General features: G+C 56.5%; 22 protein-coding genes and 4 tRNA genes. 12 read left to right on the top strand and 14 right to left on the bottom strand.

Annotated elements, in window-relative coordinates:
- Window positions 1-15: 15 nt before the first annotated feature.
- The 6 genes from OR573_06020 to grxD all read right to left on the bottom strand — a co-directional run bounded on the left by OR573_06020 (window position 16) and on the right by grxD (window position 5,016).
- Window positions 16-369 (bottom strand): YcgL domain-containing protein, encoded by a 354-nt coding sequence (locus OR573_06020; GenBank protein ID XGA81192.1) that lies wholly within the window; start codon window positions 367-369, stop codon window positions 16-18.
- A complete protein-coding gene (rnd, locus tag OR573_06015) occupies window positions 366-1,490 on the bottom strand; it encodes a ribonuclease D (protein ID XGA81191.1) in 1,125 nt (374 codons plus the stop codon). The genes OR573_06020 and rnd overlap by 4 nt, the downstream gene beginning before the upstream one ends.
- 54 nt (window positions 1,491-1,544) lie before the next feature.
- Window positions 1,545-2,150, bottom strand: a complete 606-nt coding sequence (recR, locus tag OR573_06010; GenBank protein XGA81190.1) for a recombination mediator RecR — start codon at window positions 2,148-2,150, stop codon at window positions 1,545-1,547.
- Between the two features lie 3 nt (window positions 2,151-2,153).
- Window positions 2,154-2,480: a YbaB/EbfC family nucleoid-associated protein gene (locus tag OR573_06005; GenBank protein XGA81189.1), complete on the bottom strand. Its 327-nt coding sequence runs from the start codon at window positions 2,478-2,480 to the stop codon at window positions 2,154-2,156.
- Window positions 2,481-2,553: 73 nt separating this feature from the next.
- Window positions 2,554-4,551 carry a DNA polymerase III subunit gamma/tau gene (gene dnaX, locus OR573_06000; GenBank protein XGA81188.1) on the bottom strand — a complete coding sequence of 666 codons (1,998 nt, stop codon included), beginning with the start codon at window positions 4,549-4,551 and terminating at the stop codon, window positions 2,554-2,556.
- A gap of 114 nt (window positions 4,552-4,665) precedes the next feature.
- Complete coding sequence (grxD, locus tag OR573_05995; protein XGA81187.1) at window positions 4,666-5,016, bottom strand: Grx4 family monothiol glutaredoxin; 351 nt, start codon at window positions 5,014-5,016, stop codon at window positions 4,666-4,668.
- A 211-nt stretch (window positions 5,017-5,227) separates the two neighbouring features.
- Here grxD and argF point away from each other — a divergent pair, with 211 nt between their 5' ends.
- Window positions 5,228-6,145: an ornithine carbamoyltransferase gene (gene argF, locus OR573_05990; protein XGA81186.1), complete on the top strand. Its 918-nt coding sequence runs from the start codon at window positions 5,228-5,230 to the stop codon at window positions 6,143-6,145.
- A gap of 95 nt (window positions 6,146-6,240) precedes the next feature.
- On the opposite strand, the gene OR573_05985 is transcribed toward argF, so the two are convergent.
- Window positions 6,241-6,316, bottom strand: a tRNA-Ala gene (locus OR573_05985).
- Window positions 6,317-6,493: 177 nt separating this feature from the next.
- Between OR573_05985 and uvrY the strand changes: the two genes are divergently transcribed.
- From uvrY to nadB, 7 genes are all read left to right on the top strand, one after another.
- Window positions 6,494-7,144: a UvrY/SirA/GacA family response regulator transcription factor gene (gene uvrY / locus OR573_05980; protein XGA81185.1), complete on the top strand. Its 651-nt coding sequence runs from the start codon at window positions 6,494-6,496 to the stop codon at window positions 7,142-7,144.
- Between the two features lie 51 nt (window positions 7,145-7,195).
- The gene (uvrC, locus tag OR573_05975) at window positions 7,196-9,010 is read left to right on the top strand and encodes an excinuclease ABC subunit UvrC (protein XGA81184.1); all 1,815 of its coding nucleotides are present in this window, start codon (window positions 7,196-7,198) and stop codon (window positions 9,008-9,010) included.
- Window positions 9,011-9,100: 90 nt separating this feature from the next.
- A complete protein-coding gene (gene pgsA / locus OR573_05970; protein ID XGA81183.1) occupies window positions 9,101-9,649 on the top strand; it encodes a CDP-diacylglycerol--glycerol-3-phosphate 3-phosphatidyltransferase in 549 nt (182 codons plus the stop codon).
- A gap of 74 nt (window positions 9,650-9,723) precedes the next feature.
- Window positions 9,724-9,798 (top strand) — tRNA-Gly (locus OR573_05965).
- Window positions 9,799-9,991: 193 nt separating this feature from the next.
- Window positions 9,992-10,065 (top strand) — tRNA-Cys (locus tag OR573_05960).
- 47 nt (window positions 10,066-10,112) lie between these two features.
- Window positions 10,113-10,199 (top strand) — tRNA-Leu (locus OR573_05955).
- A gap of 241 nt (window positions 10,200-10,440) precedes the next feature.
- On the top strand, window positions 10,441-12,033 hold the full coding sequence (nadB, locus tag OR573_05950; GenBank protein XGA81182.1) for an L-aspartate oxidase: 1,593 nt from the start codon (window positions 10,441-10,443) through the stop codon (window positions 12,031-12,033).
- Window positions 12,034-12,533: 500 nt separating this feature from the next.
- Here the strand turns inward: nadB and OR573_05945 are convergent, their stop codons facing one another.
- Window positions 12,534-12,827 carry a succinate dehydrogenase assembly factor 2 gene (locus tag OR573_05945; protein XGA81181.1) on the bottom strand — a complete coding sequence of 98 codons (294 nt, stop codon included), beginning with the start codon at window positions 12,825-12,827 and terminating at the stop codon, window positions 12,534-12,536.
- Window positions 12,828-13,081: 254 nt separating this feature from the next.
- On the opposite strand from OR573_05945, the gene OR573_05940 reads away from it, so the two are divergent.
- The 3 genes from OR573_05940 to lapB all read left to right on the top strand — a co-directional run bounded on the left by OR573_05940 (window position 13,082) and on the right by lapB (window position 14,997).
- A complete protein-coding gene (locus OR573_05940; GenBank protein ID XGA81180.1) occupies window positions 13,082-13,378 on the top strand; it encodes an integration host factor subunit beta in 297 nt (98 codons plus the stop codon).
- 113 nt (window positions 13,379-13,491) lie between these two features.
- Window positions 13,492-13,797 (top strand): LapA family protein, encoded by a 306-nt coding sequence (locus tag OR573_05935; protein XGA81179.1) that lies wholly within the window; start codon window positions 13,492-13,494, stop codon window positions 13,795-13,797.
- Window positions 13,798-14,997, top strand: coding sequence for a lipopolysaccharide assembly protein LapB (lapB, locus tag OR573_05930; protein XGA81178.1), 1,200 nt, complete (start codon window positions 13,798-13,800; stop codon window positions 14,995-14,997).
- 31 nt (window positions 14,998-15,028) lie between these two features.
- Here lapB and pyrF read toward each other — a convergent pair whose 3' ends face one another.
- Window positions 15,029-15,724, bottom strand: a complete 696-nt coding sequence (gene pyrF / locus OR573_05925; GenBank protein XGA81177.1) for an orotidine-5'-phosphate decarboxylase — start codon at window positions 15,722-15,724, stop codon at window positions 15,029-15,031.
- A gap of 217 nt (window positions 15,725-15,941) precedes the next feature.
- Here pyrF and OR573_05920 point away from each other — a divergent pair, with 217 nt between their 5' ends.
- Complete coding sequence (locus OR573_05920; GenBank protein XGA81176.1) at window positions 15,942-16,220, top strand: ComEA family DNA-binding protein; 279 nt, start codon at window positions 15,942-15,944, stop codon at window positions 16,218-16,220.
- Window positions 16,221-16,323: 103 nt separating this feature from the next.
- Here the strand turns inward: OR573_05920 and prpF are convergent, their stop codons facing one another.
- The 5 genes from prpF to OR573_05895 all read right to left on the bottom strand — a co-directional run bounded on the left by prpF (window position 16,324) and on the right by OR573_05895 (window position 23,239).
- Window positions 16,324-17,502: a 2-methylaconitate cis-trans isomerase PrpF gene (gene prpF / locus OR573_05915; protein ID XGA81175.1), complete on the bottom strand. Its 1,179-nt coding sequence runs from the start codon at window positions 17,500-17,502 to the stop codon at window positions 16,324-16,326.
- Window positions 17,503-17,607: 105 nt separating this feature from the next.
- A complete protein-coding gene (acnD, locus tag OR573_05910) occupies window positions 17,608-20,220 on the bottom strand; it encodes a Fe/S-dependent 2-methylisocitrate dehydratase AcnD (GenBank protein ID XGA81174.1) in 2,613 nt (870 codons plus the stop codon).
- 104 nt (window positions 20,221-20,324) lie between these two features.
- The gene (gene prpC, locus OR573_05905; GenBank protein XGA81173.1) at window positions 20,325-21,452 is read right to left on the bottom strand and encodes a 2-methylcitrate synthase; all 1,128 of its coding nucleotides are present in this window, start codon (window positions 21,450-21,452) and stop codon (window positions 20,325-20,327) included.
- 75 nt (window positions 21,453-21,527) lie between these two features.
- Window positions 21,528-22,430 carry a methylisocitrate lyase gene (prpB, locus tag OR573_05900; protein XGA81172.1) on the bottom strand — a complete coding sequence of 301 codons (903 nt, stop codon included), beginning with the start codon at window positions 22,428-22,430 and terminating at the stop codon, window positions 21,528-21,530.
- Between the two features lie 68 nt (window positions 22,431-22,498).
- Window positions 22,499-23,239 (bottom strand): GntR family transcriptional regulator, encoded by a 741-nt coding sequence (locus OR573_05895; protein XGA81171.1) that lies wholly within the window; start codon window positions 23,237-23,239, stop codon window positions 22,499-22,501.
- Window positions 23,240-23,502: the final 263 nt, after the last annotated feature.

Here is a 23,502-nt window from a genome sequence, read left to right as displayed (position 1 = left end):
TCGGCTGCGTATGGCTCAATAACGTGCTTCTGTGGGTGCCCGGTAAAGATCCAGCAAGTAATCATCTTTGGCTGGCGGCATCTGGAAGTAGAAGCCCTTATCGCGGATTGCGGCCAACACATCGGCGCTATTGGCGCGCGCCAGTGGCTTATCCGGAGTCAGCATCAGGGTCATGATCGATATCGGCTTGCCAAAACGCTCCAACAAGCCCTCCGGAACGTCGGCCAGCCCGTTGCGCTTATCAACGTAAAGATACATTTCTTCCTTACGCGGGCTTCTGAACACTTCACAGATCAAGCGTTTGGCATTGAGATAGTTGTTTGAACTGTCACTGGAACTGATCTGGGAACCACGGGTGTGATGACTCATTGGCTAGTTTCCTGTAGCGCTTCTTGGATAGGCGCATTGAGATATTCACCGCGCCAGCCCTGGGGCAGTGTCAAAGGCTCGCCAGCCATTGACTGCATTACCAGGCGTTCAATATCGCGGCGGCGCATCAGCATCTCTGGTGCCACGCCGAGTACGTCTGCCTGGGCAACCACCGCTTTCTTAAGTGCCTTGAAGAGTGGTTTGAAGGGGGGCCTGGCCGGGTCTGGCCAGGCGAGGGGTAACGCCTCAGGCGCCGTTTCGTAGGCCTGCTTGACCAACGCCAGCAGGGTATCCCCCTCCTTCTTGACCAGCACAGGTTTGACGCCTTCTACCGCCGCCAGCTCATAACGGTTTTTAGGCATGGCATCAGCAATCGCAAACAGCAGCTTATCGCCTACCAGCCAGTTCCGGGGCAGATTACGCCGGCGGGTTTCGGCTTCACGCCAGAGGGTCATCAGGCGATAGGCTTCAATCTGGCGCGGCGTCAACCGCCACAGCAAGCGCTGGCGGGTAAACCACTGATCTGCGTTCTCAGTGTGCGCCTGATCGACGACCGCTTGGCATTCCTCTTCAACCCACGCCAGCCGGCCGAGTGATTCTAACTGGGCCTTCTGCTGGGCCCAGACCTTGAGCAGATAAATCACATCCAGGGCCGCATAATCACACTGCGCCGGGCTTAGCGGGCGCTCAAGCCAGTTCGAGCGGGTTTCTTCCTTGGGCAACACTTCCTGAGTCCAGTGCTCTACCAGCTTCTGATAGCCCATTCCCGGATTGTCGCCCAGAAATCCCTGAGCTACCTGAGTATCAATCAGTGGCGACGGCAAAACCCCGGCCCAGCGCTGGAACACATCCAGATCTTCACTGCTGGCATGCAACAGCTTAACCGCTGGCCCTGTCAGCAAGGCCTGAAACGCTGGCGTACATTCAACCGCCAGCGGGTCGACCAGATAGGCGGTGTCATCACAGGCGAATTGCACCAGGGCGGGCACCGGGTAAAAAGAGTTCTCGCGGAAGAACTCCGTATCCAGCGCAATCACGCTGGCATGGGCAACATCAGCGCAGGCATCATCCAACGCCTGGGGTGTATCAATCCAGCGGTAAGACGGTGAGGCAATAGACAAAGGCTTGATTCCCGGTTAATAAATAACGTGCAGTAGGGCGCGGCTTGACAGCGTCTAGTCGCTGCTGAAAGGCAGGCGACCATTGAAAGCGCGGCTCAGGGTGCCACCATCGACGTACTCAAGCTCACCCCCCATCGGCACGCCATAGGCCAGGCGTGAGAAGCGTACGCCATAGTCACCCAGCTGCGATGCAATGTAGTGGGCTGTCGCCTCGCCTTCCACGGTAGGGTTGGTGGCCAGAACCACTTCGGCCACCTCGCCTTGAGCCACCCGCTGTTCAAGCTGATCCAGCCCTATCGTTTCAGGGCCAACGCCATCAATGGGAGACAGGTGCCCATGCAGGACAAAATATCGGCCATTGAACCCGCCAGCTTCTTCAATCGCCAGCTGATCTGCGGGGGATTCAACCACACACAAGAGGGCGTCATCGCGGCGCGGGCTTTCGCACAGCGCGCATAGCGGCGCTTCCGTGAGGGTTCTGCAACGTTGGCAATAGCCCACGTCGTCAATAGCCTGAGTAATTGAAGCGGCCAGCCGACTTCCTCCTTCCCGCTCCCGCTCCAGTAGATGCAACGCCATGCGCTGGGCCGTTTTAGGCCCAACGCCGGGCAGCACCCGAAACGCTTCCATCAGTTGTTCAATAAGGGGTGAAAAGCGCATGGACTAGAACGGCATCTTGAAACCAGGCGGCAGGTTAAGCCCGGCAGTGGCTTCTTCCATCATAGCCTTGGAACTGGCTTCTACCTTACGCACGGCGTCGTTGACGGCTGCTGCCAGCAGATCCTCAAGCAGCTCTTTATCTTCTTCGAGCACGCTGGGGTCAACGTCCACGTTGATCACATCGTGGCGACCGTTCATGATGACTTTCACCATGCCCGCACCGGCTTCGCCATGTACTTCCGCCTTGGCGACTTCTTCCTGAGCCTGCTGCATCTTTTCCTGCATTTCCTGGGCCTGCTTCATCAGGTTACCCATTCCGCCTTTCATCATGGTATTTCTCCCGTTTAACGAACCAGTCAACGTTGCTGGTAAAAAGATTGTTAGGGTCTGTTAACCTAGTTAATTATCGGCTAGCCGACGCCGGTTTGACACTGGATTCTAATAGTGTGGCACCAAAAGCCTGCTGGAGTTTCTGTATGTTGGGGTCGCGGTTCAGGGTATCAATGGCCTCTGCATGGCGCTGCTGGGCAATCCGCTGGTCTCGCTGCTGGGGTGTTTCCAGCGCAGGGTCAAGGGCCTGTACTTCAAACACCACCTGGCGCTCAACGCCTTGGGCTTGCAGCGCTTTGGCAATGCGCTGCTGATGGATTTCCGCACGCATCGCCTCCTGGCTGGGTGCCAGCAACAGCACCAGGGTATGACCGTCATCGTGACCGCACTGGCAATGCGCAGCCAGATTGCGCGTCAGTCCGCCCAGGCCTAAAGAGTCGAAAAGCGCCAGCCAGCGGCTGTGATCCAGATAAGAGGAATGCTCAGAATCAGCTTGCTCAGAGCCAGCTTGCTCGGAAGTGCTCTGTTCAGCAGTTTCAGTACCAGCAGTTCCAGTTTCAGCAGCTTCGTCAGGCTCGGGAGATGCCCGCTCAGCAATATCAGGCTCAGCAATGTCAGGCTTAGCAACGCCCGACTCAATGACGGGCTGCTCGAGACTTGGCTCTGAGGGAGCGCCTGACTCAGCCGCGTCTTCTGCTTTTTCGCCAGCATCCCAGGGTGGGGCCGATTCCACTGCCACACGCTCCGCAGGCGCTGGCTCACTGGACGCCGATTCAACGGGCATTGGCTCAACAGGCGCTGGCTCAACGGCGGCCTGCTCACTGGCCGGTTGCCCCTCAACCTGCGGCGTTGGCCGGTCAGCCGTTGCCGATGTAACAGGTTCAGCGGAGGGGGTGCCCGTATCCTCATGAGGTTCAGAATGAGGTTCAGGTTTGAGCGGCAAAGGCGTCTGCGGCGGTTTGGGCACCCCTTGTGGGCGAAACGCCAGCATACGCAGCAGCGTCATTTCCAGTGCGCTGCGCAGATCCGGCGCGTGGGCCATATCGCCTCGGCCCTGAATCCCAATCTGATAGTAAAGTTGCACGTCTTCAGCGGTAAAGCGCGCGGCCAGAGCCAGTATAAGGTCACGGTCGCCATGGCTATTGTCCACCGCATCCGGCACCATCTGGGCGACAGCCAGACGATGCAGAATCGCGCTGATATCATCCAGTACGGCTGCGAAGTCCGGCCCCTGCTCTGCCAGAATCGCCACTTCGCTCAACAGCTTGGCCACATCGACTTCCGCCAGCGCCTCCACCAGCGCCAGCACATGGCGATGATCCAGAGTGCCCAGCATGGCCGCCACATCCGCATAGCGCACCTCGCCCTGGCCAAAGGCAATGGCCTGATCGGTCAGGCTCATGGCATCGCGCATGGAGCCTTCCGCCGCCTTCCCCAATAACCACAGAGCACGCTCTTCAAAGCTTACCTGCTCGGCACTCAGTACATGCTGGAGGTGCTCAACCACCCGCTCAGGCGGCATATGCTTGAGCGTAAACTGCAGACAGCGGGACAGCACCGTGGCGGGCAATTTATGTGGATCGGTCGTGGCCAGCAGGAATTTGACGTGAGGCGGCGGCTCTTCCAGCGTTTTCAACAGAGCATTGAAACTGCTGGTGGATAGCATGTGTACCTCATCAATCAGGTACACCTTATAGCGCCCCTGAGTGGGAGCGTACTGGACGTTATCAAGGAGTTCGCGGGTGTCTTCAACCTTGGTGCGAGAGGCTGCGTCAACTTCAATGAGGTCAACAAAGCGCCCTTCATCAATGGCGCGGCAGCTATCACATTCGCCGCAAGGGTTCGAGGTGACGCCTTCATCGCCTCGCCCACCGGCCGTGCAGTTAAGGCACTTGGCCAGAATTCTTGCCAGGGTGGTCTTACCCACGCCTCGCGTGCCGGTAAACAGGTAGGCGTGATGGAGTCGCCCCTGATCAAGCGCATTGACCAGTGCGCGCTGCACATGGGCCTGACCGACTAACTCATGGAATGTACGTGGCCGCCATTTACGGGCCAGAACCTGATAGCTCATGGAGCAGGATTTCCTTTGGCGGACTGAGGTGCCTTGATGAAATGGCTAATGTGCCATTCTAGCGGCTGAGCCTCAGCCCGCCAACCGCAGAAACTGCGGCTATACAAAGCTGAATCAGGCGTTGTCGCTGCTTTCGGCGCTGTTAGCGCGCTCTGCAGCGGCTTTTACCAGTTTCTCAAGATCGCCGCTTTCGTGCATTTCGATCACAATATCGCAACCGCCTACCAGTTCGCCTTCTACCCAAAGCTGCGGGAAGGTTGGCCAGTTAGCGAACTTGGGCAGTTCAGTGCGAATATCCGGATTGTCCAGCACGTTGACAAACGCAAAACGCTCACCGCAGTTCATCAGCGCCTGTACCGTCTGCGCAGAAAAACCACACTGGGGCAGCTGCGGCGTGCCTTTCATGTAAATCAGGATCGGGTTTTCGCCGATTTGCTGTTGAATGTTTTCCAGCGTTGAACTCATAGGACCTCCTGAGGAATAAAAAAATAAACGTCGTTATGTTGACCACGCACTGACGCCTGTCAATAGGCTAGCTAATATTGATGATGCCACACACCTGCAATACCTGACTATAGCACTAGGCTTTAGACATGTCGGCTATTCTACGCTGAGCATTGCCATTGCGCATCCCCTAAGGCCTCGCTAGGATAAAGGTTTTACGCGGAGAGCGACCATGGCGACACGCCATTTCCTGACCTTACTGGATCTGACACCTGATGAGTTGAGCTACCTGATTCAGCGTGCCATTACGATCAAAAGCAACCTGAAAACCCAGGGGCCAAGCTACACTCCGCTGCCTAACCGCACTCTGGCGATGATTTTCGAAAAATCATCCACGCGCACCCGGGTATCTTTTGAGACAGCCATGGCCCACTTTGGTGGCCACGCCCTGTTTCTGTCTCCCAGAGACACCCAACTGGGCCGCGGCGAACCCATCGAAGACACCGCGCGCGTGCTGTCCGAAATGGTCGATGCCGTCATGGTGCGTACGTTCTCGCACTCAGGGCTTGAAACCTTTGCATCCGCAAGCTCTGTGCCGGTGATCAATGCGCTGACGGATGATTACCACCCCTGCCAGCTGTTGGCCGATGTCATGACCTGGACAGAGCTGCGCGGTAGCGTGAAAGGCCGCACCGCTGTGTGGATTGGTGACGGCAACAACATGTGCCACTCATGGATCAATGCCGCCCGGCAGTTTGATTTTAATCTGCGTATCTGCTGCCCGAAAGGCTATGAGCCGCGTGAAGATATCATGGCCGCTGCCGGTAGCCGGGTCGAGGTTCTACATGACCCACAGGCAGCGGTTCAGGACGTTGACCTGGTGACCACCGACGTCTGGGCCTCCATGGGCCAGGAAGAGGAACAGGCCAAGCGCGAAGCTGACTTTGCGGGTTTTCAGGTGACTGAAGCGATGCTCGATCAGGCTGCCAGGGATGTTGTTTTCCTGCACTGTTTGCCCGCTCATCGCGGCGAGGAAATCAGCACCACTCTGCTGGATGACCCGCGTGCCGTTGTCTGGCAGGAAGCCGGTAACCGTCTGCATGCCCAAAAAGCACTGATTGAATTCTTACTGCTTGGCAAGGTGGCCTGACAGCCATCTGCTGACTATCAGTGACTACAACGTTCAAATCAGTAGCCACAAAAAAACCGCTCAGGAGAATATCCTAGAGCGGTTTTTTTAAAATCTGGTGGAGCCTAGCGGGATCGAACCGCTGACCTCAACACTGCCAGTGTTGCGCTCTCCCAGCTGAGCTAAGGCCCCAGATACTAATCATTTACAGAAAACACTCTGCTTCAGAGTGCGCAGATAGTACTCACACCGCTGCTGCGCGTCAAGTCGTTAAGACATCGCCTTAACGCTAATGCGAAGTGAATAATAACTGTGGCAATATACGCCTGACAGTGTCGTTAGCGAGCTAAAAAAACAGGAGCTGCCCCCTTGATCAATGTGTTGGTTGCCGATGATCACCATCTGGTAAGAAGCAGCATTGCACTTCTGCTTGAGAACGAGGGTGATATCCATGTAGTAGGTGAAGCCAACGACGGCGAAAACGCTGTCTCCCAGTGCCGCCAGCTCAGGCCGGATATCGTGTTGATGGATATTCGCATGCCCGGCATTGGTGGCCTTGAGGCAACGCGGAGAATTCAGCGCGGCCTGTCTGATATCCGTGTCCTGATCCTGACCGCGCACCTGGATGACAACATCGCCAAAAAGATGTACGAAGCCGGTGCTGCCGGGTTCCTGAGCAAGGGCGCTGACCCCAGCGAAATGACCAACGCCATTCGCCAGGTATTTCATGGCAGCCACTATATCAGTCAGGAAATTGCCCAGCGCTTGGCACTTTCCAATATCTCTGATCAGGAAAACCCGTTTGCAGACCTCTCTCATCGCGAGCTGCAGATTGCCATCATGATCGTCAACTGCCAGCGGGTGCAGGAGATATCCGACCGCCTGCACCTCAGCCCGAAGACCGTCAACACCTATCGCTACCGCCTGTTTGAAAAGCTCAAGGTTGCAAGCGACGTAGAACTCACTCATCTGGCGCTGCGCCACGGCCTGGTTGAAGGCTACGAGGCGTCCACTGGCTGAAGCATCAACACCCACACATTTCAGCGCGCCGTCAGGATTTAACGCCATTCTATGAGTTTTAATGCAAAACAGTTTCTGGCCTCTGTCAGCACCGCTCCCGGGGTCTATCGCATGCTCGATGAACAGGGCAACACCCTGTACATCGGCAAAGCCAAGCGGCTGCATGCCCGTCTTTCCAGTTATTTCCGTGGTCAGCTTAACGCCAAGACCCAGGCCATGGTCAGCCGTATTGCGGATATCCAGATCACGGTTACCCGTACCGAAACGGAAGCCCTGCTGCTTGAACAGACGCTGATCAAGGAGCTGCGCCCGCCCTATAACATCCTGCTGCGCGATGACAAATCCTACCCGTTCATTTTTGTCAGCGACCGCCATGCCTACCCGGCACTCGAATATAAGCGTGTTCGCCAGCGGCGTAACGACGGACGCTATCTGGGCCCCTACCCCAGCAGTGGCGCAGTGCGCGAAAGCCTGGCGCTGATGCAGAAGATTTTTCGGATCCGCAACTGCGAGGACAGTGTCTTTGCCCATCGTTCACGCCCCTGCCTGCAGTACCAGATTGAACGCTGCAGCGCACCTTGCGTTGGCTATATCTCCGCAGAAGAATATCGGCGTGATGTTGAGCATGCGGTGATGTGTCTGGAAGGCAAAAGCGAGCACGTCACCCAGGCACTGACAGATTCAATGGAAGCAGCCAGCCAGGCGCTCAACTTTGAAGAAGCGGCCCGTTTCAGGGATCAGATCCAGCAGCTGCGCCAACTACAGCAGCGCCAGTTTGTGGATAATGAACAGGGCAACGCCGATGTCTTTGCACTCGCCCAGCGCCCGGGCGGGCTTGCGGTATCCATCATCAGCGTGCGCGATGGCCGCATGCTGGGTGCCCGCCATCATAACCCGACCAACGACCTGGATCTTGACCCGGCGACTCTGCTAACCAACGTCGTCAGCCAATTTTACCTTGGCCAACCGCATGACTTGCCAGCCGAAATCATCACCAGCCTGCCGCTGGAGGACAGCCAGCTGCTGGCCGAGGCATTTTCCCAGCAGGCTGGCAAGCGTGTCCGCGTGACGCATCAGGTGCGCGGGCAGCGCGCTCAATGGCAGCAATTGGCAATCACCAATGCAGAGCAACAGCTGGCCTCACGCTTAGCCAGCCACCAACAGATGGAAGCGCGCTTCAAGGCGCTCCAGGAGGCGCTTGGGCTTAGCGAGATGCCCCAACGCATGGAGTGCTTTGATATCAGCCACAGCCATGGCGAAGCCACTGTGGCCTCCTGCGTGGTGTTTGACCAGAACGGGCCACGTAAGGGCGACTATCGCCATTTCAGGATTGAAGGCGTCGCCGCGGGCGATGACTATGCCGCCATGCAGCAGGCACTGACCCGACGCTTGAAAAGAGTTAAAAGCGGTGAGGCCATTGCCCCAGATGTGCTGATTGTGGATGGCGGCAAAGGCCAGTTAAACATGGCCCGCGCCGTACTGGATGAAATGCAGCTCAACGCCATCACCCTGCTGGGAGTTGCCAAGGGCACCACTCGCAAGGCCGGGCTGGAAACCCTGTTTCTTGACTCGCCAGAGCACCCTCTCCCGCTGGACAGCACCTCATCAGCCCTGCATCTGATTCAGCATATTCGCGATGAATCCCACCGCTTTGCGATCGCCGGGCACCGAGCACAGCGCGACAAGGCCCGGCGCACCTCCACTCTCCAGGAAATCGCTGGCATTGGCCCCAAGCGGCGGCGTGAGCTGCTGCGATTTTTTGGCGGCTTGCAGGGCGTACAGAAAGCCAGCAAGGCCGAACTGGCACGCGTACCGGGCATTAGCGCGGCGCTGGCAGAGACGATTTATCAATCTTTACACGGATAAAAGCTTCCCGGCATGGATGCCGTTGCCCAAGGGGGATAGAATGAACAAAATTAATTTACCGCTCTTACTTGGCAAGGATCGCAGCCCGCGATGAATATACCTAATATCCTGACACTCATCAGAATAGCCTTCATCCCCTTATTGGTGGTGCTGTTCTATCTTCCTTATTCATGGAGCATGCCCACCGCTGCCGTGCTGTTTGGATTGGCCTCAATCACAGATTGGCTCGATGGCTATCTGGCACGTCGCTGGGATCAATCGACTCCCTTTGGCGCCTTTCTTGACCCAGTGGCTGACAAACTGATGGTGGCCATTGCCCTGGCACTATTGATCGAGCGCTTTGATTCCTGGCTGCTAACCTTGCCTGCGCTGGTTATTATCGGGCGTGAAATCGTGATTTCAGCGCTGCGCGAGTGGATGGCGGAGATGGGCAACCGAGGCATGGTGGCCGTTTCATGGATTGGCAAGATAAAAACCACTCTGCAGATGGTGTCGATTTTTATCCTGATTGCCTTCCCGCCCGGTCATGCCATCGCCTCAGTGGGTATTATTACCCTGTTTGTGGCAGCAGGGCTGACACTATGGTCGATGATTCAGTATCTGCAGGCCGCCTGGCCGCATCTGACGCGCTCGATGTGAGCGTCTTGTAGCTCGGCGTAAAAATTATGCGTTGACAAACCCTTAACAGCGCGTATAATTCGCATCCGAGTCAAGCGGGAATAGCTCAGTGGTAGAGCATCGCCTTGCCAAGGCGAGGGTCGGGAGTTCGAATCTCCTTTCCCGCTCCAACTCAGAAAAAGGGTGTGTAGTTGGCAATGAGAGGGTCGTGAGCTGGAACGCCAGTCCGATCAAATCTCCTTTCCCGCTCCAACTCAGAAAAGAGTATGTAGCTGGTAATGAGAGGGTCGTGAGCTGGAACGCCAGTCCGATCGAAGCTCCTTTCCCGCTCCAACTCAGAAAAAGTCTCTCAACAGACTTAAAGGCTGGATGGCAGAGTGGTTATGCAGCGGACTGCAACTCCGTGTACGCCGGTTCGATTCCGACTCCAGCCTCCATATTTCTTGCGGCGATTATCACTACTTCGGTGTTTGACTCCCGCCCAGCCCGGATGGCGAAATTGGTAGACGCAAGAGACTTAAAATCTCTCGGAGGTAACTCCGTGCCGGTTCAAGTCCGGCTCCGGGCACCATAAATATCCCCCCTGATAGCATTCTCAGCACTAGCCCTCCAATTTGTTAATCATCTCTCTATATATCTGAATTCTTTGATGACTGAAGCCAACCCCTTGGCCGATTTTTGACGTCTGTGCATCGTCAAACCATCCCTTGCGCGCTATTATGTTTTCTTTGTTTTAAGACGATCTATGCAGACCGATTCAGCAGTGTTTGCAGGAATATCTTAAAAATCATCTGGCGCAACAGGAGCGGCTAATGGGCGTGTCTCATAGCGACGTTTTGATTATCGGTGGCGGTGTCGCCGGCCTTACCCTCGCCTTGACGCTGGCAAGTCGTTACGAGGTTACCTTGATTCGCCCTGCCCAGGATGATCAGGGCGCCAGCCGTTGGGCGCAAGGCGGCATTGCCGCTGTGCTCTCCCCCGCTGACAACCTGGATGCCCACGTTCAGGATACCCTGGTAGCAGGCGATGGCCTGTGCGATGAAGCCGCCGTACGTTTTACTGTGGAAAACGGTCCAGCGGCCATACAGTGGCTGATTGACAGCGGCGTTCCTTTTACCCCGGATACCTCACCTGATGCTCCGTTTCCTTATCACCTGACGCGGGAAGGCGGCCACAATGCGCGGCGTATCATCCATGCCGATGACGCCACCGGCAAGGCGGTGGTGGAAACTCTCCACCATAACGCCCAGCAGCACCCCAATATTACCCAGCGCGACAACCTTACCGTGGTTGACCTGTTCGCCAACCAGGCCGGGGAATGCAACGGCGCCCTGGCCGTCGACAGCGCTGGCCAGAGCCACACCCTGTATGCCCATTACACCGTGCTGGCAACCGGCGGTGCGAGCGGTCTGTTTCAGCACACCACTACTCCCTCACCCAATAGCGGCGAAGGCATGATGATGGCAGCCAACCTGGGTGCCTCCCTGATGAATCTTGAATTCCAACAGTTTCATCCGACCTGCTTATACGACCCCCACGGCCCAGCATTCCTGATCAGTGAAGCGGTCAGAGGCGAAGGCGGAAAGCTGCTCAACCAGCAGGGTGAACGCTTTATGCCGGGCATTGATGCCCGCGCCGAACTGGCACCCCGCGACGTGGTTGCCAGAGCCATTGACGCACAAATTCAGGCAGGCACCTTGGGCCATGTATGGTTGGATATCAGCCATCTGGGCGAAGCAGCCATTCGCCACCACTTCCCTACCATTCTGGCGCACTGCGCCTCACGCGGTATCGATATCACCCAGGCGCCGATTCCCGTGGTTCCGGCTGCCCATTACAGCTGCGGCGGTGTTGCTACCGATCTGAACGGCGCCACTGAGGTCAGTCATCTTTATGCAATTGGGGAAGTCGCCTACACCGGCTTGCACGGTGCCAACCGCATGGCCAGCAACTCGCTGTTGGAGTGTCTGGTATTTGCCCGCAGTTGCGCCCAGACCTTACTGGCGCGCCCCATCGCTCCACCTGCTCAATCGCTGGGCACAGCACCATTGATGACCAGCACCACCACAACACCAGACTCAGCTGCCTTGTATGCACTGCGTCAGTCAATGCGCGCCAGTATGAGCCAGCACCTGGCGATAGTCCGTCATCAGGAAGGAATGGCAGCGCTTGCCCAGCAGCTTATCGACCTGGCGCATCAGCTGCACACCCTCGACCCTGACACGGCCCACCCGGATAGTCGGCGGTTACTGCATAGCCTTAAGCTGGCGCGTCTGAGCGTATTGGCTGCCCAACAGCGCCATGAGTCACGCGGGCTACACTACTCACCTGACTGGCCCGAAAAACTGCCCGGCGCACGCCCTTCACGGCTGCGACTTGCCGATTTACCGAAGCTGGCAAGCTGATTTCTGAACGGAACGTTTGAGTGCTATTCTGAGAGAGAGGGCATCCTGCGAGAAAAGCCATAGCGAGCCAAAGATAGTGCACCTAGCGGCGGAGTTGAAGAGTGGAAACTCAGGAGCGATATAGCAGCAGATACCGGCGCAGTTCTCGCTGCGCCTGTGGTGAGGCGCTATCAGGCCACAGCCAGAGGCTTCTTCCACCCACCTTAAGGCATATCAGGTAAGGCCCAAGGTAGCGGCATGTCAGTGCATGCGGGTGACTCAATTCCCCGTTACTCTGCAGCCAACGCCCCTTTAAGACGTTGGCAGCTGGCTCAACCCACAGGGTTTTCGTCTGCCGTTGTTGCTGATGGGCGCTAAATGGCCAAGCACGGTTGAAAAATACGCTTAACAGTATCAATCCTGCCAGCCACACCAGTAGCAATAGGCCCCAGCCTGCCAACTGCCAGGCGAGCAGGCTCAGCCCAGTGACAAACAGACAGCCATGACAACCGATCTGCCATCTAGAGGGTACGATAGACAGCGTTATCGACGGTTTCAGCATGTTCCACGATCATCTGGACGATTCGGCGCAGGTGCGGTGTTTCAGGCCATTCGCGACGCATCAACCAGCCAAAAAGATCCTGATCCTCTTCTGTGATCAGCTCCTGGAACGCCTCTTGGTCGTCGCTGGCCAGCGTATCGTAACGCTGCTCAAGGAAAGGGATCAGTAGCAGATCCAATTCCCACATCCCCCGACGAGAGTGCCAGTATAGCCGCTTGCGTAGAACCGCCTGTGCAGAAGTGTCGTCGTTCAACGTCAGCCTCACTGAATCAATGAAATGAAGCCTCAGTATACCTGAGCAGACAGGGCAAGGCAGCCATGCCACTTGCCTACCCAGCAAAGAAACAGTTATTTTTTGCTAGAGGGTTGTTTTACCTCAATTGTTTTATGCACTATTGCACAGTATGCTGAACTGTCTGTGACTACTTCAATAACGGTACCCATAACGGCACCTGAGACGATGCCGCCAAGGCACTAAGGCCTAACGAGTTCGCATGGAGCCTACTGATGACTAAATCAGAACTGATTGAACAGATTGCAATGCGACAGCCCGAGCTGTCTGCCAAAGACGTTGAGACCGCCGTTCGGCTGATCCTTGATGATATTACCGACACCCTGGCAGAAGGAGGACGGGTGGAAATTCGCGGTTTCGGCAGTTTTTCACTTCATTATCGCGAACCACGCACCGGACGAAACCCCAAGACAGGTGATCCGGTGAAGCTGGAAGGTAAATACGTTCCCCACTTCAAACCTGGCAAGGAACTCCGCGAGCAGGTAGATGCCAGCCGCACACTTGGCTACTGAATCACAAAAAATACCACCAAACGCGGTCTCTGCGACCTTATGCGGGATGACGTGAGGCAAAGAGTCATACACAATAGCGTTATTGCATTCGTCATAAATCAGGAAACCTAAACATGCGTTGGATCAAAGGGCTGATTCTAGCCGTCATCTTACTAGTGGTGCTTTTGGTTGGCATTCTATTTGCTGTTAACAACCAGCAGACAATTGGCCTTAACCTGATCTGGTTGGAACTGCCACCCATATCACTCTCCGTCTGGCTGCTGGCCACTCTGACAGCTGGCGTCATTCTGGGTATGGTCGCCATGCTGGGTGTCTATGCGCGCCTCAAGGCACATCTGGCACGCGCTCAGCGTCGCAACAAGCAGCAACAGAAAGAACTTGATCGCCTGCGTACCCAGGAGCTAAAGGAACTGGCCTAAATGCTCGATGTCGTGCTGCTGATTGTATTAATGGCAGCGATTGCCATCGGTTACGGCCTGGGGTACCGGCAAGCCAGCAGGCGTGCGTCGTTCAACGCCAGGTCATCGTCTCAGACCCCCAGGCGGGAATACTTCGTCGGGCTTAATTATCTGCTTAACGAGCAGCCCGATGAAGCTATTCACACCTTTATCCAGGCGCTTGAAGTCAACAGTGAAAACGTTGATACCCATATTGCCCTGGGTAAGCTGTTCCGAACTCGGGGAGAAGCCGATAAAGCGGCGCGCATCCACCAGAATCTGCTTGCCCGTCCCGCTTTAAGCCCGCAGCAGAATGAACAGGTACAGCTTGAGCTGGCCCGTGACTTTATTGCCCTCGGCGTTCACGACCGCGCCCAGCGGTTGCTTCGCGGCATCATTGAAACTCCTCAACAGGATGCCCAGCGCATCAGTGCCAAGCATCTGCTGGTTGACCTTCTTGAGCGCGAGAAGGCCTGGCAGGAGGCGTTGGACATCCTCTTACCGATGCTCAGACAGCAACCTCGGATGGCGCGCCCTGCTGCCCACTGGCTATGTGAAATCGCTCAACAGGAGATCCAACAGTCCAGCCGCTCACTGGCCAAACGCCACCTGAAAAAGGCCCTGCAGCTGGATCCTGCCTGTGCGCGAGCCTACCTGCTACTGGCAGAGCTGGAGATAGACAATGGCCACCACCACCCTGCCATCGCTCATCTGGAGGCACTCGCACAACACGCCCCTGCGCATATCCCCAGCATGTTGCCGACCCTTGAGCGTGCCTACTGGCTTGGCAATGACATAGGCGGCTACAGGCAGCATCTATCGTCACTGGTTGAGCAAGCGCCCCTCACCAGTGTGATCATTCGATTAAGCGAACAGATACGTCAGCAGGACGATGTCGAGGAAGCGATCAGGATCACCGGGGACTTACTCGCCAGGGCCCCAAGCCTGGGCGGCCTGGATCACCTGATTGATCTTTACATCGAAAGCCAGCAGTTGGATGGCCGCACACAGCCGGATAAGCGCCTGCTACTGCTCAAACACCATACCCGCGCCTTGCTCAAGAACCGTACACGCCACCGCTGCGGTCACTGCGGTTTCAGCTGTGATACCTTAGAGTGGCAATGCCCCAGCTGCCGCCACTGGGGCACCATCGAACCCGTTACCGGCGTAGAAGGCGAATAACCGACAGCCTGGCTTGCTACCCAGTAGACATTCAGGATAATTCCGCCACAATCGCTGCCAGCGCTGTCATGGGGTCTTCAGCCTGGGTGACCGGCCTGCCCACCACCAGATGCGTGCTGCCCGCCTGCATGGCCGCCGCTGGCGTCATGATACGCTGCTGATCATCTACTGCGGCAAAAGCAGGACGGATGCCCGGTGTCACTTTCAGAAAATCATCGCCACAAGATTGCCGGATAGCCGCCGATTCCTGCGCCGAACAGACAACCCCATGCAAACCACTCTGTTGAGCCAGGCGCGCCAGATGCTCCACCTGCTCACCCGGTGACGCTGATACGCCCGTTTCATGCAGTTCCTCAGCGCTCAGGCTAGTCAGCACGGTGACCGCAATCAAATGCGTGCTCAGGCGGTGCGACTGCAAACGCTCAACGGCGGCCTCCATCATCCTGCGCCCACCGCTGGCATGCACATTGACCATCCACACACCCTGCTCGGCCGCCGCCTGAACGGCGCCTGCCACGGTGTTGGGAATATCGTGAAATTTCAGATCCAGAAATACCTCAAAGCCCCGGCCATGCAAGGCTTCCAACACAGCGGGCCCGCTGCGGGTAAACAGCTCTTTGCCTACCTTGACACGGCACTGAGCCGGGTCGAGCTGATCAGCCATGCACAGGGCCGCATCCAGTGAAGGATAATCCAAGGCAATAATAAGAGGAGAGTTGACTGCCACAGAAGCGCTCCATTTACCCGTCAATAAAAGTCTGGAGTATATCAGTCTGATGGTCAGCGTAATCCCTGCATGACAAAAAATTGCGAGATCTCTTACAAACAGGCAAGCCGATGTCTTACAGCAATTATAATAACTTTAGCTAATTTAGAAGAGTGGCAAGCCAGAAGGCTCGGCACGCCCCACACCAAAAGATCTAACATCGCAAAGGAGAAAGACGATGAAAATCACCACAAAAGGATGGCTGGCAGCACTTTTGATCACCACGTGCCTGGGCCTGTCTTCGCCCCTGCTGGCACAGCAGGTTGCCCCGATCAATATCAACACCGCCGATGCGGCCCTGCTGGAAGAACTTCCCGGCATCGGACCTTCCCGCGCTGAAGCCATCATTCAGGAGCGTGAAACCAACGGAGAGTTTACCAGCGCTGACGACCTTACCCGGGTAAGCGGTATCGGCAATGCCACAGTAGAAGGCCTCAAAGACCAGATTGAATTCTGATTCGTAGTTTCCAAACACATTCACCCATACTCACGTTTCAGCTACCCGGTAACATTCGGGTAGCTGAAGTCGTGAGCAGTACTTAAGGCTAAAGCGCCCCGCTCTAGAAGCTATCGCCGGGAACCCGCACCCAGCCTTCCATCAGTATGCGGGCACTGCGGCTCATCACCGCCTGATCAATCTGCCAGCGCCCGTCTATCAGGCTGGCTTCAGCGCCTACCTGTAAACTGCCGGAAGGATGCCCAAAGGTAACGGCATTAAGCTTACCACCACCCGCGGCCATGTTCACCAGAGTGCCTTCAATCGCCGCCGCTGCGCCAATCGCCACGGCAGCCGTGCCCATCATGGCATGGTGCAGTTTGCCCATGGAAAGCGCGCGAACCAGAAGGTCGACATCCTCGGCCTTGACCGCCTTGCCACTTGAAGCCGTGTAGCTGGCTGGCGGGGCAACAAAAGCCACCTTGGGGGTATGCTGGCGATTGGCTGCCTCGCTGAGATCGCTGATCAGCCCCATCTTGAGTGCCCCATAGGCACGGATGGTCTCGAACTTTTCAAGTGCTACCGGATCACCATTGATGGCTTCCTGCAGCTCAGCGCCGGTATAGCCAATCTCGTCGGCGTTGACAAACACCGTCGGGATGCCAGCATTGATCATGGTCGCCTTGAGTGTGCCAACGCCAGGGACTTCAAGATCATCCACCAGGTTACCGGTCGGGAAGATGGCGCCCTCACCGTCTGCAGGATCCATAAAGGCCACGGGCACTTCGGCGGCGGGGAAGGTCACCCCATCCAGCTCGAAATCGCCGGTTTCCTGCACTTCGCCGTTAGTGATGCTTACCTTGGCAACAATGGTTTTCTGGATATTCACCTGCCAGATACGTACCTCAAGCACCCCGTTCTCGGGTATCCGCGCAGGGTCCACCAGGCCGTTGTTCACCGCAAAAGGCCCCACCGCCGCTGACAGGTTGCCGCAGTTACCGCTCCAGTCAACAAAGGGTTTATCAATAGACACCTGGCCAAACAGGTAATCCACGTCATGCTCGGCGGATTCACTTTTTGACAGGATCACGCTTTTGCTGGTGCTCGACGTCGCACCGCCCATACCATCAATCTGCTTCTGGTACGGGTCAGGGCTGCCGATCACCCGCAGCAGTAGTTTATCCCGAGCTTCGCCGGGTACCTGCGCGGCTTCAGGCAGGTCGGTCAGGTTGAAAAATACGCCTTTACTGGTGCCGCCACGCATATAGGTGGCCGGAATTCTGATTTGTGGCACTGAACTCATGGTCTTGCTCCACGGCTAACATCTCATAAAAAGCCCGGCACACCAGGGTGCCGGGCCTATTCTGATCATCAAAGGATGATACGTCCTTGCAACCCGGTATCGCGATCAGGCCGTTTCACTGGATTCGAGGAAGTCCTGGGCGAAACGCTGCAGTACACCGCCCGCTGTGTAGATGGTGACTTCTTCAGCGGTATCCAGACGGCAGATGACCGGCACACGTTCAACCTCGCCGCTCGTGCGATGAATAACCAGGGTCAGCTCGGTACCCGGCGAAAGCTCGCCTTCAACGTCATAGATTTCAGTACCGTCCAGTGCCAGCGTATGACGCGTCGTGCCCGACTGGAACTGCAGCGGCATCACCCCCATACCAATCAGGTTGGTACGGTGAATGCGCTCAAAGCCTTCCGCCACAATCGCTTCAACGCCAGCAAGCGCCACACCTTTGGCCGCCCAGTCACGTGATGACCCCTGGCCATAATCGTCACCAGCAATAATGATCAGCGGTTGCTTACGCTCCATGTAGGTTTCAATGGCTTCCCACATCCGCGTCACCTTACCTTCCGGCTCGATACGCGCCAGCGAGCCCTGCTTCACCTCACCGTTTTCATCACGCACCATTTCATTGAACAGCTTGGGGTTGGCAAGCGTGGCACGCTGAGCGGTCAGGTGATCACCACGGTGGGTGGCGTAGGAGTTAAAATCCTCTTCCGGCAGGCCCATCTTGTGCAGGTATTCGCCTGCTGCGCTGTTCATCATGATGGCGTTGGACGGCGACAGGTGATCGGTGGTGATATTGTCAGGCAGAATCGCCAGCGGGCGCATGTTCTTGAGGTTACGCTCGCCAGACATCTTGCCTTCCCAGTACGGCGGACGACGGATGTAGGTACTCTGCGGACGCCATTCGTACAGCGGCTCAATCTGTGCCTTGGCGCTCTTGTCCAGATCAAACATCGGGATATAGGTCTGGCGGAACTGCTCGGGTTTAACTGCGGTTTTGACGATAGCATCAATTTCCGCGTCGTCAGGCCAGATATCCTTCAGAGTGACCGGGTTGCCCTCCGCATCATAACCCAGCACATCCTTTTCGATATCAAAACGGATGGTGCCGGCGATCGCATAGGCCACCACCAGCGGCGGCGAGGCCAGAAACGCCTGCTGAGCATGGGGATGAATACGCCCATCAAAGTTACGGTTACCGGAAAGCACCGCGGTAGCGTAGAGATCACGCTCGATGATTTCCTGCTGGATTTTCGGGTCCAGAGCGCCAGACATGCCGTTACAGGTGGTGCAGGCATAGGCCACTACGCCAAAACCAAGCTTTTCCAGCTCGTGCATCAGGCCCGCATCTTCCAGGTACATCTTGACCGTTTTGGAACCCGGCGCCAGAGAAGACTTGACCCAGGGCTTACGGATCAGCCCCAACTCATTGGCATTGCGCGCAATCAGGCCTGCGGCCACCATGTTGCGTGGGTTGGAAGTGTTGGTGCAGCTGGTAATGGCGGCAATGATCACAGCGCCATCCGGCATCTTACCTTCCGCCTCTTCAGCACGCGCCGCCTCCAGGCCAACGGCAATCCCCCGCTGGGCAAGTTCAGAGGTAGGCAGCTTGGCATGCGGTTTTGAAGGCCCTGCCAGGGTGCGATAAACCGATGACAGATCAAACTCCAGCACACGCTCGTAAGTGACGCCCTTGAGGTCATCCGCCCACAGGCCCGTCTGCTTGGCATAGGTTTCCACCAGCGTCACTTGGTCGTCATCACGCCCGGTCAGCTTGAGATAATCAATGGTCTGGCCATCAATGTAGAACATGGCCGCCGTGGCGCCGTATTCAGGCGTCATGTTGGAGATGGTGGCACGGTCGCCTACGGTCAGGCTATCAGCGCCTTCACCGAAGAACTCCAGGTAGGCACCGACCACCTTGGATTCACGCAGAAACTCGGTAATCGCCAGCACCATATCGGTACCCGTAACGCCCGGCTGCAGCTTGCCGGTCAGCTTGACGCCGACAATGTCCGGCAGGCGCATCATGGAGGCACGGCCCAACATAACGCTTTCCGCTTCAAGGCCACCGACACCGACGGAAATGACCCCGAGGGCATCAACCATCGGCGTGTGGCTGTCAGTGCCGACACAGGTATCCGGGAAAGCCACGCCGTTTTGCTTCTGAACCACCGGCGACATTTTCTCCAGATTGATCTGGTGCATGATGCCGTTACCAGGCGGAATCACGTCGACGTTTTCGAACGCGGTTTTGGTCCAGTTGATAAAGTGGAAGCGGTCATCGTTGCGGCGATCTTCCACCTGACGGTTTTTCTCGAAGGCATCCTTTTCAAAACCGGCATGCTCGACCGCCAGAGAGTGGTCAACAATCAACTGGGTGGGCACCACAGGATTGACCTTGGCCGGGTCACCGCCCATTTCAGCAATGGCATCACGCAGACCTGCCAGATCCACAAGCGCCGTCTGGCCAAGAATGTCGTGGCACACCACACGGGCAGGATACCAGGGGAAATCCAGGTCGCTGCGACGCTCAATCAGCTGCTTGAGCGCATCGGTCAGCATGGCTGGGTCGCAGCGGCGCACCAGCTGCTCGGCCAACACGCGGGAGGTGTAAGGAAGCTCGGCATAGGCACCTGGGTGGATATCTTCAACGGCCTGGCGGGTGTCAAAGTAATCCAGGTCGGTACCTGGTAAGGGTTTGCGGTAATCGGTATTCATGGCGGCAACTCACGGCGAGAGATCAAAAGACGGGATCATAAAAGCGGGGGTATCAGCTCCCGACGGCATGGCCGCCGGGAGAATGATCAGAACAGACGCTGCTATCAGTCGCGCTGCTCGATCGGTACCCATTCGCTCTTCTCGGGGCCGGTATAATCGGCACTCGGGCGAATAATGCGGTTGTTGGCGCGCTGCTCGAACACGTGAGCGGCCCAGCCAGTCACCCGCGAGCAAACAAAGATCGGTGTAAACAGCTTGGTCGGAATGCCCATGAAGTGATAGGCACTGGCATGGAAGAAGTCAGCGTTACAGAACAGCTTCTTCTCGCGCCACATCACTTCTTCACAGCGCACGGAAACCGGGTACAGTACGGTGTCGCCGACATCCTGGGAAAGCTTCTCGGACCAATGCTTGATGATCTCGTTACGCGGGTCGGAGGTGCGGTAGATGGCATGGCCAAAGCCCATGATCTTTTCCTTGCGCTCCAGCATGCCCATCATTTCGCGCTCGGCTTCTTCCGGCGAGGTCCAGTCCTCGATCATTTCCATGGCCGCTTCGTTGGCACCGCCGTGCAGCGGGCCACGCAGAGAGCCAATCGCACCGGTCACGCAGGAGTGCAGGTCAGACAAAGTCGACGCACAAACGCGAGCAGTGAAGGTAGAGGCGTTGAATTCGTGCTCGGCGTACAGAATCAATGACACATTCATCACATCCGCATGCAGCTTGCTGGGCGCTTCATCACGCAGCAGATGCAGGAAGTGAGCGCCGACAGAATCATCGTCGGTTTCAGTTTCAATACGCACACCGTCATGGGAGAAACGGTACCAATAGCAGATGATTGACGGCAGGACAGCGACCAGACGGTCAGTCGCATCCTGCTGCTCATCAAAGCTCTGCTCGGTTTCCAGGTTACCCAGCATGGAGGTGCCGGTGCGCATCACATCCATTGGATGCGCGTCCTTGGGAATCTGCTCCAGTACGGCCTTGAGCGCGTCCGGCAAACCGCGCAGGGTTTTCATCTTGGCGATGTAGGCAGAAAGCTCAGCCTGATTAGGCAATTTGCCTTTCAACAGCAGGTAAGCCACTTCTTCAAAGGTCGCTTTTTCGGCCAACTCTTTGATATCGAACCCCCGGTAAGTCAGGCCCGAACCGGTTTTACCTACCGTACACAGCGCCGTTTCACCTGCGCTTTGCCCACGAAGACCTGCACCACTGTTCTTTGCATCTGCCATCTTACGTACTCCTGAAAGCGTTATTTCGTCGTCACGCCTTAGGCATGACGCCTTTTATAGGGGTCAATCTGCGGCTTAGTTGCCGCCCTGCTCGGCAAACAGCTTATCCAGCTTCTGCTCAAAGTCGTGATAGTTGAGGAAGTCATACAGCTCATCGCGGGTCTGCATGATATCGACTACTTCACGCTGATGGCCGTTATCCAGAATGCTTTGATAAACCTTGAGCGCAGCAGCGTTCATGGCACGGAAAGCTGACAACGGATACAGCACCATACGGCAGCCCACCTCGCCCAGCTCTTGCTGGCTGAACAGCGGCGTGGCGCCAAATTCAGTAATATTGGCCAGAATCGGCGCGTCAACGCGCTCGCAGAAGGCCTGGTAATCTTCCAGGGTGTGTACCGCTTCGGCGAAGATGGCATCAGCACCGGCTTCGATACACGCCTGAGAACGCTCAATGGCCGCATCCAGGCCATCTTTCTGAAAGGCATCAGTACGTGCGATCAGATAGAAATCCGGGTCAATACGCGCATCGGCGGCGGCCTTGATGCGGTCAACCATTTCTTCTTGGGAGACAATTGCCTTGTTCGGGCGATGACCACAGCGCTTCTGGGCAACCTGATCTTCAATGTGAACTGCCGCAACGCCTGCGCGCTGCATTTCCTTGACGGTACGCTCAATGTTGAACGCACCACCCCAACCGGTATCAATATCCACCAGCAGCGGTAAGTCCGTGGCGCCGCAGATACGGTGGGCATCTTCAACCACATCGTTCATCATCGTCATGCCAAGGTCTGGCAGGCCGAAGGAAGCGTTGGCAACGCCACCACCCGAAAGATAGATCGCCTGATGGCCCACACGCTCCGCCATCATGGCGGTGTAAGCGTTGATAGTGCCCAGAATCGGCAGCGGGCGATTAGCTTCCAGCGCGGCACGAAAGCGTGCGCCGGGGGTACGTGGTGAGGAAGCTGATGATGGCATGGAGTGTCTCCTTATAAATCCGGTTGGGTAGCCGGCTGGTTGGCCAGCGTCTATAGCTAACTGATCCGCTAGCCTTTTGTTTGTGCTTTTTGTTCAAGTGCCGCCGCATAGCGGTCAGCCACGTTTTCCCGCGAGGCGCTGACGTGACGACGCATCAACAGCTCTGCCAGTTCGGCATCTCCTGCTTCAATGGCATCCACGATGCGATGATGCTCGACAAAGGCGCGATGAGGCCGCGAACCGCTGGCGCTGAACTGGGTGCGATACAGCCGCACCAGGTAATAAAGGTCATCGCATAACAGATTCATCAACATCTTGTTATGGCTGCCCAATACAATGCGGTAGTGAAAATCCAGATCCCCTTCACGCTGGTAATAGGCCTCACCGCGTTTAAGGTCATCCTGGCTTTCATGCACGGCCAATACGTTGCGCAGACCGGCAATTTCATCCTTGGTCATGTGCTCGGCGGCCAGCCGCGCTGCCATGCTTTCCAACGCCTCGCGCACATCGAAGAGCTCCAGCAGTTCCTGCATGGATAGCTGCACCACGCGTGCGCCAACATGGGGAACCCGCTCAATCAGGCGATGAGCTTCCAGACGACGCATGGCTTCACGCAGCGGCCCACGGGAAATGCCATAGGTTTTTGAAAGCCCCGGCTCGGTAATCTTGCTGCCTGGCGCAATCTCTCCACGTACAATCGCATCCTGCAACTGATGGAAGACCCGCTCTGCCAGGGTACGTACTTCCGGTGATGCGTCTTCAGCCGTTTCGGCCGAGGTAAGTAATGAACGCGTAGCAAGTGATGTCATGGCTGATTGTCGACAATTATGGTGTGAATGAACTTTATCCTCGTCTGATACTGGCGTCAACTAGCCAATATAGCCGATATTATGCATCTTTCGTTGTACTCTTGCCTTTCGTCTACCACTTAGTGTCAACAATCTACCTGAAACCAGCGTTAGCATTGTCTTTGTCAATGCTATTTGCCTCGCCGGCTGGCAAAACCGCTGGCAGGTGGTGGATAAAACGTGGAAACCGCGTCGACTGGCGACACTGGCTTAACACTCATTGC

Origin of the sequence: Halomonas sp. CH40 (genome assembly GCA_041875495.1) — a bacterium.
Taxonomy (GTDB): domain Bacteria; phylum Pseudomonadota; class Gammaproteobacteria; order Pseudomonadales; family Halomonadaceae; genus Vreelandella.
Note: the sequence above shows the minus strand (reverse complement) of the source record. Positions and strands in the feature narration are given on the sequence as shown.